Genomic DNA, 14536 nt, shown 5'->3' on the forward strand with positions numbered 1-14536 from the left:
CGTCGTCCTCAACGAACCTGCCCGTCTTGGCTTTCCTCCGCTCGCGCGGAGACCACGGGGGCATGAGTTAGTCACTGACTGTCGACGGTGGACCACGAGGCGGTCTGTTGCGGTGCGGCGGGCCGGCACGCTCCGATGTTCCGGTCGGCGGGGCCGGCCACACCGGACCCGATCTCGGGGCGGAGTGTGCCGTACGGCTGGCCGGGCCGCATCGGCCGGTCGCAGTAGGCGCAGATCACTGGCCGCACGAGCCGCACGGCTCGTTGGCGCTCACGTACAGCTTGTTGCCGTTCTCGTCAGTTTCCCAGATGGTGGCTCAGGACCCGCCGCATCCGGGGGTCGGGCATGAAATGTTCTCTCGGACCTGTGGCATCGCTACTCGCATTCGTCTTGAGCGTCCCGCAGCGCGGGCACTGCGTCCTGACCAAGGAGCGCAGACGACCCTGCTGGTCGTACGAGTACTCATCACGTACAGATCCGGCGCACCCGCCGGTGCCGCAGGACGTCGCCCCGGTCAGGGACGCGTACGGGCCAGAGGTGATGGTGCTGGCCCTGCACTCCAGGCACGGTGACGGGTGAATGCCCTCGTCATTGACGATGTACGTGACGACTTCCGGCTTGTGGCAGTTGGGGCAGATAGCGGCCATGGACGTGCAAGACTCCCTGGGTAGCACCACTTGGGTGACAACGCGTCCAACGACCGTTACCTGCACCGGTCACTGCCGTTCCCGGGGTGGCTGCGCAGGCCAGGGAGGTGACGCCCGCGTGGTCCACACCCGCCCCCAGTCGTGCAGCGGCGTCACCGTCAGCAGCAGGACGAGACCGTGGCTGTCGCCGGTCGGGGTGATGATCTGCCCGGCTCCGCAGCGCGCAGCGACGACGCCGGACCACCTCCGCTCGCGTGGAGACCACGGGTTCCGCGGCTCCTACGCCCTCGCGCTCGCCGGACCACCTCCGCTCGCGCGGAGAGCACTCCAGAACCGGGCTACCAACAGGCGTAGCGACTTCATGGCGATCACCGAGCGCCTCGACCGGGAGGTGAAGGAGGAACGCACCCAGCGGAAGCGGAAGCCGTTGACGCGCGCCTACTTGGATCTGCGCCGGTGGGCGCGCCGCGTGGGCCCGGACACTCCGGTCGGGCCGGCGCCCGAGCCACCGGTCGAACTGGACCTGACACCCTGGCAGTCGTGATCCGCGGCCCTGCTCTCCTTCAAGGGCGGGGCCGCTTCGTCGTTCCTGGGAAGTCAGTGCAGGGCTTCGATGGCCTTCACGATCAGGCCCCGCGCCGCTGCTCCGTACACGGCCAGGCCGCGCAGTTCCTCGAACGCCCTGGCGTACAGGGCGATCTCCGAGGGCTGAGTGATCTGGACTCGGGCGGCGAGCAGCTCGACGGAGACGAGCGTGTCGTCGTACATGTGGAACAGTTCCTGGGGCCACACGGGGCGTGTAGGAGTTGAGCTCGGGATGATGCCCAGCGATACCTGCGGCAGGGCGCCTGCGGTGAGCAGGTACCCGAGCTGAGCGGCCATCGCGTCCTGGTTGCCGAGTTGGTAGTGCAGCACCGGTTCTTCGATGACCATGGAGAACCGGCGGCCGGGTTCGTGGATGATCCGTGACCTTTCCAGGCGGGCGGCGACTGCGTCGGCGACGTCGTCAGGGATGCCGCGGAAGCGGGTGATCGTGGACATGAGCCCGCGCGCGTAGCCCTCGGTCTGGAGCAATCCAGGAACCATGGTGGGCGAGTAGATCCGGAACAGCCTGGTCGCCTTGAACAGCGGGACGTAGCTGTTCTGTAGCTGCTTCAGCCCGGTGCGGGACTTCCGCCGCCACTCGGTGTACATCGACTCGGCCGTGCGGGATCGAGCGATGATGTCGTCGGCCTGTTCTCCGGCGCCGCACGCTTCGCACCAGCGGCGGATGTCGTCGGCCGAGGGCGGGGTGCGGGCGCCCTCGATCCGGTATGTCTTGGGGTGGGACCAGCCGCAGCGAGAGGCCAGCTCAGCCCCTGTGATCCCGGCGTCAGCGCGAAGCTCCTTCAGGCGCTGCGCGACGGCTTCGCGAGCGGCCTGCGCCGACGAGGACGGGGACGGGGACATGGGCATGAGCCGGCCTGGCCTTACTGGCTGATCGTGTACTGGTGGTGCGGGATGGCGCGCGTCCACGCCCCTTCGAAGGCGTCGGCGCACAACTTCACGGCGGCCGGGTCCTCACTGATCTCCCCTCCTGCCGAGGCGCCCTCGCCAGTGAAGTGGTTCCAGCGGATGAGGCGGCCGTCGATCAGCCAGAAGTCGTTGCCCGGCAACGGGATGCCGGAGGCGTAGCGGCGGGGAAGCCAGCGCACCTGTTCGCCCGCAGCGATGTTGGTGAAGGTGCCGTCGTACAGGAAGCGGGTGTACTCACTGACCGGCTCGGACACGATCCGGGCCCGGCGTACGACGACGCCCCGGCCCACGGTCTCCTGGATGAGGTCGAGCCACGGCCGCCACCAGGAGGCGCGGTCCGCCGGGTCGTGGCGGAATCCGGCTCGCCAGTCGGCGAACGGGCCCTTCTCGTAGTCGACGGCGTAGGAGTCGCGCATCTCCAGATGGACGGCGGTCCGTGTGGCCGAGCCGAGGAGATCAGCCCACGTCGGCACGTTCGACGGCATCGCACGCCTCCCTGATCATCGGCACCATCCGGGCAGGAATACGGATCACTGCCTCGTGGTCCGGGATCCCCACCGCGTGGCCCGGCACTTCGAACGCCGCGCACTGGGCACGAAGCTGCGGGCTCGGCTTCCACCCTTGGAGAACGAGTTCTTTCGCGTCCTGATCGACCCACACGGTTGGGCTCTCGCCGTCCCCCGTGTTCGGATCGACCCCGATGAACTGTAGGTGCACTGCCGCCTCCACTGCTCTCGGTGTTCAGAGATGTACATCACCGTCGTCCCGAGCCAGTAGCTGGTCAAGCCCCTTGATAAGACGCGTGCACATGCATGCACATCGCTGGCCGTGACGAGGGGCGCACTCCTAGCTTCGAGTGGCACGACAAAGCCCCGGCGAGGCGGCGAGCCTCCCGAGGCGCGGCCGACTGCGAAGGAGTCGACGTGACGTGCAGCAAGGTACCGCTCTCCCGCCCCCAGAACAGCCGTCAGCATCCCGCCGCTCCCGCCGCTCACCGAGCTGTCCAACTACCAGACCCATGGCATCACCTGCGTGTGGTGCGGCATCGGGCTGTCCGCGCGGAAGGCCGTCGGCCTCGGCCCGCGCAAGCTCCGTGGCGGCGGGGTCACGCGCTGGTTCCCCGCGGCTGCCGCCGCCTGCGCGAGAGAGAAGGCATACCTCGCGCTCTTCGCTCACGCCTCGCTCTGCAACACCGGCCGCCGCGTCGCCGCGGACATCTGCCCGAACGGGCCGCGACCTCTATCGCCTGTCCCGAGATGGCCGCTGGCAGCAGCTCTGAAGACTCCCGCCCGGCCGGTGAATCCCGCGAAGAACCCCGGCACGGGCGGGGCGCCATCCCCATCCGCATCAAGCGCGAAGGAGATCACTGTGACGATACCTCCCGGGCCGATGGACCCGCCCGAGACCGTACCGGCGCTGCCCCGCATGCTCATCACCGGCACCCAGTTCGCCAGCTGCCGCGGCACCGTCATGGATGCCAACCCGGACATGTCCGAGGAGATGGCCGGCCGCATCGTCGACGAGGCCCTGAAGTTCGTGGCGGCCTGCGCGAAGAACCCCGGCACGGGCCTGGCCCCGTCTCGGATCGTGGACGAGGGCTGGCATGCCCTGATCCTGCACACCGTGATGTACGCCGAGCTGTGCGACGCGCTCGGCGGCCAGTTGGTCCACCACTACCCGGGCTACGACCCGACGAACTACGACCCCCCGATCCTCGACCGCACCCGCGAGAAGATCACAGAGTTCGGGTGGGAACCGGACCCGGAGCTGTGGGGACCGCCGTCCAACGAGACCCTCGTCTCGGTGGCCGCGAAGTGCCAGCATGCCCCCGAGTGCACCATTCGGCCGATGCCCAAGCCCGAGTGGCCCTAGCCTGAACTGGACTCAGGAGGTGGCCATGTCGTCCGAGTGGATTGACCCACGGTACGCGGACCTGGTCGCGGCGTGGAAGCGCGCGCAGCAACCGGACTCCCGCAACCCGCAAGAGCCGAAGCCCGTGCGGGGCTTCGTGATTCCCCACCGGCCGTGACCGGCAAGTGAGACCGCGGCCCGCCCCTGCCACCCACGTCGGGGGCGGGCCGCTTACCCCACCAACTCGTGCAGAGGGACCCCGATGGCCCGCGCGATGCGCAACAAGGTCCGCAGGGCCGGGTTTGCCCGGTCGGCCTCGAGGCGAGCTTGCGTCGGCCCCACTTCGGTTCGATGTGCGCGGTCCACAGGGACAGCTTGCGGTGTCGGGTGGTCGGGCGGGCCGGTTCGCGACCGGGCCACCACTCCGTCCACCAGGCGGCGAGGGTGATCTCGCCCCGCTTCGGATCGAGGTAGATACCAGACCGGACGGACTCACGGACCGGACCACCTCCGCTCGCGCGGAGACCACGCGACCCCGGCCCGGCGGGCGGCGTCCATCGCCGGACCACCTCCGCTCGCGCGGAGACCACTGGGTGCCGGCCTTCGCGGCGCGCAGGTCCTCCGGACCACCTCCGCTCGCGCGGAGACCACTCTGCACCCGCAGTTTCTCGCACGGCACGCCGCGGACCACCTCCGCTCGCGCGGAGACCACTCACCTCGGGCGGGCCGACGTGGTTGTGGTCGCGGACCACCTCCGCTCGCGCGGAGACCACATCCAGCGCCTCATCCCCGGCAGCACGCCCGCCGGACCACCTCCGCTCGCGCGGAGACCACGCTCGGCCTCCTCGGGCTGGAACGCCAAGGATCGGACCACCTCCGCTCGCGCGGAGACCACCGCATCGCGCCGGGCTCGGACGAAGCCGACCACGGACCACCTCCGCTCGCGCGGAGACCACTCCAGCATCGACTGCGGCACCACCACCCGAGCCGGACCACCTCCGCTCGCGCGGGGACCACTCGACCCAGAGGTCGGCCAGGTATCCGTTGGTCGGACCACCTCCGCTCGCGCGGAGACCACCTCGCCAGCCGCAGCACGATCGCCACGATCGGCGGACCATTTCCGCTCGCGCGGAGACCACGCCCAGCGCCTCAGCCGGATCAGTCCCAGCACCGGACCACCTCCGCTCGCGCGGAGACCACCCCTGAACGTGGAAGTCCCCGAGGATCTGCAGCGGACCACCTCCGCTCGCGCGGAGACCACGATCCGGGGTACGCGTACTCTGCGCTCAGCCACGGACCACCTCCGCTCGCGCGGAGACCACGGCTCCGGCGAAGGTGAGCGCGCGGGAGAACGCGGACCACCTCCGCTCGCGCGGAGACCACGCCATGCTCACTTCCCCATGGCCGCGCGCAGGCGGACCACCTCCGCTCGCGCGGAGACCACCAGGCCGCCGCGGACTCCACCGGGCTCGGCGTCGGACCACCTCCGCTCGCGCGGAGACCACCGCAGGTAGGCGTAGGCGTCGCTCGGGTCCTGCGGACCACCTCCGCTCGCGCGGAGACCACACCCAGAGCCGGGCGACGAACAGACGCTCGGACGGACCACCTCCGCTCGCGCGGAGACCACCCCGAGCTCGCCGGGCGGGTCCAGGCCGCAAGCGGACCACCTCCGCTCGCGCGGAGACCACCCCGGCAAGGGCACGTGGAGACGCTGTTCGCGCGGACCACCTCCGCTCGCGCGGAGACCACCGTCGCACCTGGATGGGGATTCGCAGGCTGAACGGACCACCTCCGCTCGCGCGGAGACCACGCGAGCGCGCGCACCACCAACCTGCGGATCCGCGGACCACCTCCGCTCGCGCGGAGACCACCCCGCACCCGTCAAGGTCGTGGTCGCCGGCGGCGGACCACCTCCGCTCGCGCGGAGACCACGCCCGCCTGCGATGTTCCCTCGCGCTCGCTGGCGGACTACCTCCGCTCGCGCGGAGACCACACCGGGGTGCCGTCCTCGTAGAGCCTCGTCGCCGGACCACCTCCGCTCGCGCGGAGACCACGATCACCGTCGAGCTGTCCCCCCGCACCGCCGCGGACCACCTCCGCTCGCGCGGAGACCACATCGGGCTGTGTCCGGTGCGGGTGGACGGCGGCGGACCACCTCCGCTCGCGCGGAGACCACCCCATCTTGCGGTACAGGGCCTCGTCCGACACCGGACCACCTCCGCTCGCGCGGAGACCACCGCCGCACCTGCGCCGGGCTGCCCGTGCACATCGGACCACCTCCGCTCGCGCGGAGACCACGTCGAGATCGGCCCGGACAGGGCGTGTCGCAGCGGACCACCTCCGCTCGCGCGGAGACCACCCCCAGTGAGCGCGGACGGTCTCCACCGTGGTCGGACCACCTCCGCTCGCGCGGAGACCACGACGTCTACCTGATGAATCAGGCGGGTCTCACCGGACCACCTCCGCTCGCGCGGAGACCACGAAGCCCCGCTCATCCTGTCCTGCGTCGACGACGGACCACCTCCGCTCGCGCGGAGACCACTCCTCCCGACCGAAGTCGGGGGAGCGGATCTCCGGACCACCTCCGCTCGCGCGGAGACCACCTCCGGGTGTCCACAGAGGAGCAGGTCAAAGGCGGACCACCTCCGCTCGCGCGGAGACCACCGTCGCGGGGCGGGCCCGTGCCTGCTCGACGGCGGACCACCTCCGCTCGCGCGGAGACCACCCAGCCTTCCTGAAGCCCCGGGATGCCTGGGACGGACCACCTCCGCTCGCGCGGAGACCACCGTCGCGGGGCGGGCCCGTGCCTGCTCGACGGCGGACCACCTCCGCTCGCGCGGAGACCACCCAGCCTTCCTGAAGCCCCGGGATGCCTGGGACGGACCACCTCCGCTCGCGCGGAGACCACCTCATGGGGCCCCCGTGCGTTCGGTGTGCTGGCGGACTACCTCCGCTCGCGCGGAGACCACCGCATGGAGGCCATGCGGCGCGCCTGACACCCCGGACCACCTCCGCTCGCGCGGAGACCACTTCTGGCCGGTGCCCTTGCCGGTGGCGTAGAGCGGACCACCTCCGCTCGCGCGGAGACCACCGGCTGGTCGGACGGAGGGCGCGTCTGATGGGCGGACCACCTCCGCTCGCGCGGAGACCACACTCATGGGCGGCGGTCGCAGGCATGCTGTCTCGGACCACCTCCGCTCGCGCGGAGACCACCTGGGGTGGAGGATGACAGTCGCGCGCACAGGCGGACCACCTCCGCTCGCGCGGAGACCACTCGAGGAACGCCGCGCCCTCCTCAAAGACCAGCGGACCACCTCCGCTCGCGCGGAGACCACTGCGGGCTGTTCCTCCGCTCCTTGAGCTGCACCGGACCACCTCCGCTCGCGCGGAGACCACCTCATGGGGCCCCCGTGCGTTCGGTGTGCTGGCGGACCACCTCCGCTCGCGCGGAGACCACGCGTCGACGACGACCTGCGCGTCGAGGGACGCCGGACCACCTCCGCTCGCGCGGAGACCACCCCCTTTCTGACGTGCAGTGTCAGAGGGGCTTTGCTGGTTCTTTGCCGGGAGTGCTGCTCGGTGGCAGGTGGATGGCAGGCATGGCATGCACTGTAGACGGCACTTGCTTTCAGAGCATAGGAGTGGCTCGGCAGCGTGGCCCGTCAGTGCACGCTGACCGGTCGTTCTGCTTGGCTGAGCGCTGAGCAGGGCGATTGACTCGTTGCAGGTTCCAGCAGGGCGACCGGCGCGGTACGGGAGCGGAAGCCCGTCGGGCGCAAGGATGGGATCGCGGGCTCAGTCGTCACGGCCGGGCGGCGTGAGAGGCTGGCCGCATGAACCGGCTGGCTGGTGTGACCTCGCCCTATCTGCTTCAGCACGCTGACAATCCGGTCGACTGGTGGCCCTGGACGCCGGAGGCGTTCGAGGAGGCGCGGCGGCGGGGTGTGCCTGTGTTGCTCAGCGTCGGGTATTCGGCGTGCCACTGGTGCCACGTCATGGCCCACGAGTCCTTCGAGGACCAGGACACCGCCGACTACCTCAACGAGCACTTCGTCAGTGTCAAGGTGGACCGGGAGGAGCGGCCCGACGTCGATGCCGTGTACATGGAGGCGGTGCAGGCGGCCACCGGGCAGGGCGGGTGGCCGATGACGGTGTTTCTGACGCCGGAGGCCGAGCCGTTCTACTTCGGTACGTACTTCCCGCCCGAGCCCCGGCACGGCATGCCGTCCTTCCGGCAGGTGCTGCAAGGGGTGCAGCAGGCGTGGGAGACGCGGCGGGACGAGGTCACCGAGGTGGCCGGGAAGATCGTGCGGGATCTGGCGCAGCGGGAGTTCGAGCACGGTGGTGCGGGGGCGCCGGGCGGTGAGGAGCTGGGGCAGGCGCTGCTCGCGCTGACCCGGGAGTACGACCCGCAGCGCGGCGGCTTCGGCGGGGCGCCCAAGTTCCCGCCGTCCATGGTGATCGAGTTCCTGCTGCGCCACCACGCCCGCACCGGCTCCGAGGGCGCCCTCCAGATGGCCCGGGACACCTGCGAGCGGATGGCCCGCGGCGGCCTCTACGACCAGCTCGGCGGCGGCTTCGCCCGCTACTCGGTGGACCGCGACTGGGTGGTGCCGCACTTCGAGAAGATGCTGTACGACAACGCCCTGCTGTGCCGCGTCTACGCCCATCTGTGGCGCGCCACCGGCTCCGAGCAGGCCCGCCGGATCGCCCTGGAGACCGCCGACTTCATGGTCCGCGAACTCCGCACCGAGCAGGGCGGGTTCGCCTCCGCGCTGGACGCCGACAGCGACGACGGCACCGGGCGGCACGTCGAGGGCGCCTACTACGTGTGGACGCCCGAGCAGTTGCGCGAGGTGCTCGGCGCCGAGGACGCCGAACTGGCCGCGCAGTACTTCGGTGTCACCGAGGAGGGCACCTTCGAGGAGGGCGCCTCCGTCCTCCAGCTCCCGCTGAGCGAGGGCGTCCACGACGCGGCCCGTATCGACGGCATCCGCCGCCGGCTGCTGGCGGCGCGCGCCGAGCGGCCCGCGCCCGGCCGGGACGACAAGGTCGTCGCCGCCTGGAACGGCCTCGCCGTCGCCGCCCTCGCCGAGACCGGCGCCTACTTCGACCGCCCCGACCTGGTCGAGGCCGCACTCGGCGCCGCCGACCTGCTCGTACGGCTGCACATGGACGAGCACGCGGGCCTGGCGCGCACCAGCAGGAACGGGCGGGCCGGGGCGAACGCCGGGGTGCTGGAGGACTACGCCGATGTCGCCGAGGGTTTCCTCGCGCTCGCCTCGGTCACCTGCGAGGGCGTCTGGCTCGACTTCGCCGGGCTGCTCCTCGACCATGTGCTGACCCGGTTCACCGACCCGGACACCGGCGCCCTCCACGACACCGCCGTCGATGCCGAACAGCTGATCCGCCGCCCGCAGGACCCCACCGACAACGCCGCCCCCTCCGGCTGGACCGCCGCGGCGGGCGCGTTGCTCGGCTACGCCGCGCACACCGGCTCCGCACCCCACCGCACCGCCGCCGAGCGGGCGTTGGGCGTGGTCACGGCGCTCGGCCCGCGAGTGCCGCGCTTCATCGGCTGGGGGCTGGCCGTCGCCGAGGCGCTGCTCGACGGGCCGCGCGAGGTCGCCGTCGTCGGGCCGTCCCTCACCGACGAGAGGACCCGCACCCTGCACCGTACGGCTCTCCTGGCCACCGCGCCCGGCGCCGTCGTCGCCTGCGGCACGCCCGGCGGCGACGAGTTCCCGCTGCTCGCCGACCGCCCGCTGGTGGACGGCGGGGCGACCGCCTACGTCTGCCGCGACTTCACCTGCGACGCCCCGACCACCGACCCCGAACGCCTGCGCGCCGCGCTCGGCGGCTGAACACCCCGGTGCGGCACCCCCGGTGACGGGCGGTGACGCCCGGTGCCAGGCGGTGCCCGAAGGCGGGGGAGGGGGTCAGCCGTCCTGCGGGTGCAGGGCCAGGGCCCTCTCCACGATCGCCTCCAGCTGGTCGTGGTGGGCGCCCTTCCAGTACGCGCGTCCACAGTCGGGGCACTGGGCGAAGACGTCGTAGGTGCGCCGGGTGCCGTGTTCCAGCCGGTCGGCGACCTCGTCCTTGGCGGCCTCGCGCAGCAGGCCGTTGCAGGCGGTGCAGCGGGTCCAGGGGGACAGGGCGGGGCGGAAGCGGTCCAGGACGTCGTGGAGCTGGTCGTCGGGGCGGGTGCTGTAGACGAAGGCGCCCGCCCACAGCTCGCGGCGGCGCAGCAGACCGCGGTCGCGGCTGAGCAGCACCCGCTTCTCGGCCGCGGACCGGGCGGCGAGCGCCGGATCGCCGATGTCCGTCGACTCGTACGCCGTGTCGACGCCGAGCAGGCGCAACCGGCGGGCCAGCGTGCCCAGATGCACGTCGAGGAGGAAGCGCAGCGGGGCGCCGGGCACCCGCTGGGGGCGGTCGACGGCCCCCACCCGTACCGTCTCGGCGGCCCGCGGGACGTGGGAGACCGGTACCTCGCGGCCGTCCACGACCAGCGCGCCGACCTCGGTCAGCGGGACGCCCAGGGACTCCACGACATGGCCGAGCGTGGAGACTCCGTCGGTGACGACCGGGGTGGCGCCCCGGCGCCTGGCCTGGGGGACGAACAGGTGCAGGCCGGGGGCGAACTCGACGTGGATCTCGGGACCGTTCATCGCGTCAGGATGGCACGGGCGGCACACCGCGCCGCAGCCGTTTTCCGGGGCGGCGCGCCTCAGCCCCTCGCCGTGCCCGGGCCATGCTCCAGCACGTCCAGGGTTCGGTCGACGAGGTCCGCGAGGTCGTCGCGGTGGCCGTTCTCGGCCCAGTACAGGAGGGTCTCCAGCAGCGCGCCGATGAGGGACATGGACCAGGCCCTTACCTCCAGGCTCCCGGCGTCCCGGCCGGTGCGCTCGGCCAGGGCGTCGCACAGCAGGCGGCTCGTGACCGACATGCTCTCCGTCATCCGCGAGCGCACCGCGGGCACCTCCGCCATCAGACGGGTGCGCAGCCGCGACACCTCCGGGTCGCCGTCCACCCCCACCGCTATGGCCCGGCGCAGCACGGCCCGCACCGACTCCGGCCACGGCTCGTCGGCGGGCCGGGCACGCAGCTCCGCGGCCAGGAACGGGTCGTGCTCGTCGGTGAGGACGATGTCCTCCTTGGTGGGGAAGTACCGGAAGACGGTCGACGGCGACACCTCGGCGCGCTCCGCGATCTGCTCGATCGTCGTGGTGTCGTACCCCTGCTCCCCGACCAGCGCGTATGTCGCCGCGCGGATCGCCTCCCGGGTCTTGATCTTCTTCCGCTCCCGCAGGCCGAGCCGGGGCCCCTCGGTGGCGGCGCCCCGGCTCCTCGGCGGCGCGGGCGGCGGGGAGAGCTTGGGGGAACGTGCGGCCGTCATGGGGTCATTGTCCGGCATCGGCTCCCCGGGCGGCCATGGCCGGGGCCGCCGGGAAGCCGAAGCCGGGCGAGGGCGCGCGAGAAGGCCACGGCTCGTGCGAGCCGTGGCCTGGGGGGACCGGGGACGGGAGGGGGCGGGGATCAGGCGTGCTGGTACGCCACCAGCGAGATCCCCACGTAGTGGACCGCGAACGCCGCCAGGGTGAAGGAGTGGAAGACCTCGTGGAAGCCGAACCAGCGGGGGGACGGGTTCGGCCGCTTGATGCCGTAGACCAGGCCGCCCGCGCTGTAGAGGAGGCCGCCGGCGACCACCAGGACGAGGACCGCGATGCCGCCGGTGCGCATGAAGTCGGGCAGGAAGAAGACCGCGGCCCAGCCCATGGCGATGTAGCAGGGGGTGTAGAGCCAGCGCGGGGCGCCGACCCAGAAGACGCGGAAGACGATGCCGGCCGCCGCCGCGGCCCAGATGCCCCACAGCAGCCACTGGCCCTTGCCGCCGGGCAGGAGCAGCAGGGTGAGCGGGGTGTAGGTGCCCGCGATGATCAGGAAGATGTTCGCGTGGTCGAGGCGGCGCAGCAGCCCGCCCATCCGCGGGCCCCAGTTGCCCCGGTGGTAGAGGGCGCTCACGCCGAACAGCAGGCAGGCGGTGAGGACGTAGATCCCGCAGGCGATGCGGCCCCGGGGTGAGTCGGCGAGCGCGGTGAGCACCAGGCCCGCTATGAGCACGGCCGGGAACATCCCGAGGTGCAGCCAGCCGCGCAGCTTCGGCTTGATCGGGTGCGGCAGAGAGAGCGCCGAAGGACCGCGGCCACCGGCCGGCGTGTCCAGGGGCGCGTCGGACGCGGACGCAGTCATGGGCGGCATGGTACCCAGGTCACCGTAAGTCGGCTGTCAGTGCACAGGGTGAGTGGCGTGATCACCGGAAATCCGGGTGAACGCAAAAATTCTTTCAGCCGATCTCCATGCAGACGCAAAAAACCGCTGTGACCGTGGGATTCCTCACCCTGCTCACTTGTGCGGCCCTCTGGACAGATGGGCACCCGCGGCGGATGATCAAATGAGTGCGGTCGGCACCGGATGAGCGGCTACGAAGCATCCGGGCCGCAGCCCCCACGGGGCGACACGTCAGAAAATCCCTCATCTAGGAGCGATCGTGGCGCGCGACATCGCGGCTCCCCCCGTCATCCCGACCAACCACAAGGACCTGATCTCGTGGGTCGACGAGATCGCGGAACTCACACAGCCGGACCGGGTCGTCTGGTGTGACGGATCCGAGTCCGAGTACGAGCGCCTGTGCGGGGAGCTCGTCGAGAAGGGCACGTTCCGCAGGCTCGACCCGATCAAGCGCCCCAACTCCTACTACGCGGCCTCCGACCCGTCCGACGTGGCCCGCGTCGAGGACCGGACGTTCATCTGCTCCGAGAAGGAGGAGGACGCCGGTCCCACCAACCACTGGAAGGCCCCCGCCGAGATGCGGGAGATCTTCCGGGGCGAGGGCGGCGAGGGCGGCATCTTCCGCGGCTCGATGAAGGGCCGGACGATGTACGTCGTCCCGTTCTGCATGGGCCCGCTGGGCTCGCCGCTGTCCGCGATCGGCGTCGAGATCACCGACTCCGCCTACGTCGCCGTGTCCATGCGCACCATGACCCGCATGGGACAGCCGGTCCTCGACGAACTCGGCGACAACGGCTTCTTCGTCAAGGCCGTGCACACCCTCGGCGCCCCGCTGGAGCCCGGCCGGGCGGACGTCCCCTGGCCGTGCAACTCCACCAAGTACATCTCGCACTTCCCCGAGGACCGCGAGATCTGGTCCTACGGCTCCGGCTACGGCGGCAACGCGCTGCTCGGCAAGAAGTGCTACGCCCTGCGCATCGCCTCCGTGATGGCCCGCGACGAGGGCTGGCTCGCCGAGCACATGCTGATCCTCAAGCTCACCCCGCCCACCGGCGAGGCCAAGTACGTCGCCGCCGCCTTCCCCAGCGCCTGCGGCAAGACCAACCTCGCCATGCTGGAGCCCACCGTCTCCGGCTGGAGCGTGGAGACCATCGGCGACGACATCGCGTGGATGCGGTTCGGCGAGGACGGCCGCCTGTACGCGATCAACCCGGAGGCCGGCTTCTTCGGTGTCGCGCCCGGCACCGGCGAGCACACCAACGCCAACGCGATGAAGACGCTGTGGGGCAACTCGGTCTTCACCAACGTCGCCCTCACCGACGACAACGACGTGTGGTGGGAGGGCATGACCGAGGAGACCCCGGCCCACCTGGTCGACTGGAAGGGCAACGACTGGACGCCCGCCTCCGGCACCCCGGCCGCGCATCCCAACGCCCGCTTCACCACGCCCGCCGCCCAGTGCCCGATCATCGCGCCGGAGTGGGAGGACCCGCGCGGTGTGCCGATCTCGGCGATCCTCTTCGGCGGGCGCCGCGCCAGCGCCGTACCGCTGGTGACCGAGTCCTTCGACTGGAACCACGGGGTCTTCCTCGGTGCCAACGTCGCCTCCGAGAAGACCGCGGCGGCCGAGGGCAAGGTCGGTGAGCTGCGCCGCGACCCGTTCGCCATGCTGCCGTTCTGCGGCTACAACATGGGCGACTACATGGGCCACTGGGTGGACGTCGCCAAGGACAAGGACCAGTCCCTGCTGCCGAAGATCTACTACGTCAACTGGTTCCGCAAGGACGACGAGGGCCGGTTCGTCTGGCCGGGCTTCGGCGAGAACAGCCGGGTGCTGAAGTGGATCGTGGAGCGCCTGGAGGGCACGGCGGAGGGCGTGGAGACGCCGATCGGGATCCTGCCGACCGAGGCCGCCCTGGACACCGACGGGCTCGACCTGTCTGCCTCCGACCTGAAGTTCCTGCTCACCGTCGACAAGGACGTGTGGCGCGAGGAGGCCGCGCTGGTCCCGGAGCATCTGAACACCTTCGGCGACCACACGCCCGAGGAGCTGTGGGAGCAGTACCGCGCGCTGGTCGAGCGCCTGGGCTGACCGGGCGGGCCCCGCGTCGGCCGGCGGCCGGCGAGGGACCGTCCCCGTGAGTTCCGCGGCCGGCCGCGACCTGCCCTGACCTGCACCGTCGCTCCGGCCGGCCGCGGCCGGACCGGCGGGAGGCCGGACCCGTACAACG

10 protein-coding genes and 1 CRISPR repeat array are annotated in these 14536 nt (G+C 71.4%); of the genes, 4 read left to right on the forward strand and 6 right to left on the reverse strand.

Annotated features, from left to right (window positions below; genetic code table 11):
• Positions 1 to 1008 precede the first annotated feature (1008 nt).
• Positions 1009 to 1191 carry a hypothetical protein gene (locus B086_RS39070; protein WP_018565108.1) on the forward strand — a complete coding sequence of 61 codons (183 nt, stop codon included), beginning with the start codon at positions 1009 to 1011 and terminating at the stop codon, positions 1189 to 1191.
• Between the two features lie 53 nt (positions 1192 to 1244).
• Here B086_RS39070 and B086_RS0103990 read toward each other — a convergent pair whose 3' ends face one another.
• The 3 genes from B086_RS0103990 to B086_RS0104000 are packed head-to-tail and all read right to left on the reverse strand — an operon-like array spanning position 1245 to position 2879.
• The gene (locus tag B086_RS0103990) at positions 1245 to 2096 is read right to left on the reverse strand and encodes a helix-turn-helix domain-containing protein (protein WP_026252080.1); all 852 of its coding nucleotides are present in this window, start codon (positions 2094 to 2096) and stop codon (positions 1245 to 1247) included.
• A 20-nt stretch (positions 2097 to 2116) separates the two neighbouring features.
• Entirely contained in the window at positions 2117 to 2647 is a 531-nt protein-coding gene (locus tag B086_RS0103995) for a DUF6879 family protein (protein ID WP_018565110.1), read from the reverse strand.
• Complete coding sequence (locus tag B086_RS0104000) at positions 2619 to 2879, reverse strand: hypothetical protein (RefSeq protein ID WP_018565111.1); 261 nt, start codon at positions 2877 to 2879, stop codon at positions 2619 to 2621. Before B086_RS0104000 ends, B086_RS0103995 begins: the two co-directional genes overlap by 29 nt.
• Before the next feature lie 672 nt (positions 2880 to 3551).
• On the opposite strand from B086_RS0104000, the gene B086_RS0104005 reads away from it, so the two are divergent.
• Entirely contained in the window at positions 3552 to 4034 is a 483-nt protein-coding gene (locus B086_RS0104005) for a hypothetical protein (RefSeq protein ID WP_018565112.1), read from the forward strand.
• A 479-nt stretch (positions 4035 to 4513) separates the two neighbouring features.
• Positions 4514 to 7531: a CRISPR direct-repeat array (repeat unit 29 nt; unit sequence CGGACCACCTCCGCTCGCGCGGAGACCAC).
• Between the two features lie 315 nt (positions 7532 to 7846).
• Positions 7847 to 9877 (forward strand): thioredoxin domain-containing protein, encoded by a 2031-nt coding sequence (locus B086_RS0104020; protein ID WP_026252081.1) that lies wholly within the window; start codon positions 7847 to 7849, stop codon positions 9875 to 9877.
• 75 nt (positions 9878 to 9952) lie between these two features.
• On the opposite strand, the gene B086_RS0104025 is transcribed toward B086_RS0104020, so the two are convergent.
• The 3 genes from B086_RS0104025 to trhA all read right to left on the reverse strand — a co-directional run bounded on the left by B086_RS0104025 (position 9953) and on the right by trhA (position 12266).
• Entirely contained in the window at positions 9953 to 10684 is a 732-nt protein-coding gene (locus B086_RS0104025; RefSeq protein ID WP_018565116.1) for a Mut7-C RNAse domain-containing protein, read from the reverse strand.
• Positions 10685 to 10743: 59 nt separating this feature from the next.
• Positions 10744 to 11412 (reverse strand): TetR/AcrR family transcriptional regulator, encoded by a 669-nt coding sequence (locus tag B086_RS0104030; RefSeq protein ID WP_018565117.1) that lies wholly within the window; start codon positions 11410 to 11412, stop codon positions 10744 to 10746.
• Positions 11413 to 11552: 140 nt separating this feature from the next.
• The gene (gene trhA, locus B086_RS0104035) at positions 11553 to 12266 is read right to left on the reverse strand and encodes a PAQR family membrane homeostasis protein TrhA (RefSeq protein WP_026252082.1); all 714 of its coding nucleotides are present in this window, start codon (positions 12264 to 12266) and stop codon (positions 11553 to 11555) included.
• A gap of 298 nt (positions 12267 to 12564) precedes the next feature.
• Here trhA and B086_RS0104040 point away from each other — a divergent pair, with 298 nt between their 5' ends.
• Positions 12565 to 14397 (forward strand): phosphoenolpyruvate carboxykinase (GTP), encoded by a 1833-nt coding sequence (locus B086_RS0104040; protein WP_018565119.1) that lies wholly within the window; start codon positions 12565 to 12567, stop codon positions 14395 to 14397.
• The last annotated feature ends 139 nt before the right edge of the window (positions 14398 to 14536 follow it).

This window comes from Streptomyces sp. PsTaAH-124 (genome assembly GCF_000373685.1).
Taxonomy (GTDB): domain Bacteria; phylum Actinomycetota; class Actinomycetes; order Streptomycetales; family Streptomycetaceae; genus Streptomyces; species Streptomyces andamanensis.

What these genes read in the sequence shown, in the direction of transcription:
- B086_RS39070 (WP_018565108.1), top strand. Translation starts at nt 1,009, where the DNA reads ATGGCGATCACCGAGCGCCTCGACCGGGAGGTGAAGGAGGAACGCACC.
- B086_RS0103990 (WP_026252080.1), bottom strand. Translation starts at nt 2,096, where the DNA reads ATGTCCCCGTCCCCGTCCTCGTCGGCGCAGGCCGCTCGCGAAGCCGTC.
- B086_RS0103995 (WP_018565110.1), bottom strand. Translation starts at nt 2,647, where the DNA reads ATGCCGTCGAACGTGCCGACGTGGGCTGATCTCCTCGGCTCGGCCACA.
- B086_RS0104005 (WP_018565112.1), top strand. Translation starts at nt 3,552, where the DNA reads ATGGACCCGCCCGAGACCGTACCGGCGCTGCCCCGCATGCTCATCACC.
- B086_RS0104020 (WP_026252081.1), top strand. Translation starts at nt 7,847, where the DNA reads ATGAACCGGCTGGCTGGTGTGACCTCGCCCTATCTGCTTCAGCACGCT.
- B086_RS0104025 (WP_018565116.1), bottom strand. Translation starts at nt 10,684, where the DNA reads ATGAACGGTCCCGAGATCCACGTCGAGTTCGCCCCCGGCCTGCACCTG.
- B086_RS0104030 (WP_018565117.1), bottom strand. Translation starts at nt 11,412, where the DNA reads ATGACGGCCGCACGTTCCCCCAAGCTCTCCCCGCCGCCCGCGCCGCCG.
- trhA (WP_026252082.1), bottom strand. Translation starts at nt 12,266, where the DNA reads ATGACTGCGTCCGCGTCCGACGCGCCCCTGGACACGCCGGCCGGTGGC.